The sequence below is a fragment of the Paraclostridium dentum genome (assembly GCF_012922555.1).
Classification (GTDB): Bacteria; Bacillota; Clostridia; order Peptostreptococcales; family Peptostreptococcaceae; genus Paraclostridium; species Paraclostridium dentum.
In genome coordinates, this window is record NZ_WIPK01000134.1 from 1 (window position 1) to 418 (window position 418).

Sequence of the window (418 nt, forward strand, 5' to 3'; positions counted from 1 at the left end):
CAAGAAGGTGGTGAACCCCCTGTTCGAAAAAAGGCCGAAGAACTTTGGCATTGGTCAGGACATCCAGCCCAAACGGGATCTGACCCGGTTTGTGAAATGGCCACGGTATGTTCGCCTCCAGCGTCAGCGATCTATCCTGTACAAGCGTCTGAAGGTTCCTCCTGCGATCAACCAGTTCAACCAGGCTCTGGACCGCCAGACTGCTACCCAGCTGTTCAAGTTGGCTCACAAGTACAGGCCTGAGACCAAGCAGGACAAGAAGCGCAGACTGCTTGCCCGTGCTGAACAGAAGGCTGCAGGGAAGGGAGATGCCCCAACTAAAAGGCCACCTGTCCTGCGTGCAGGTGTCAACACAGTCACATCACTTGTAGAGAGCAAAAAGGCCCAGCTGGTTGTGATCGCCCATGATGTGGACCCA

Annotated in this window: 1 protein-coding gene; it reads left to right on the top strand. The window is 55.0% G+C overall.

The window, feature by feature from the left end:
• Positions 1-418: ribosomal L7Ae/L30e/S12e/Gadd45 family protein (locus tag GFJ41_RS21150; protein WP_170076028.1), on the top strand; the 418-nt coding region annotated here is incomplete at both ends.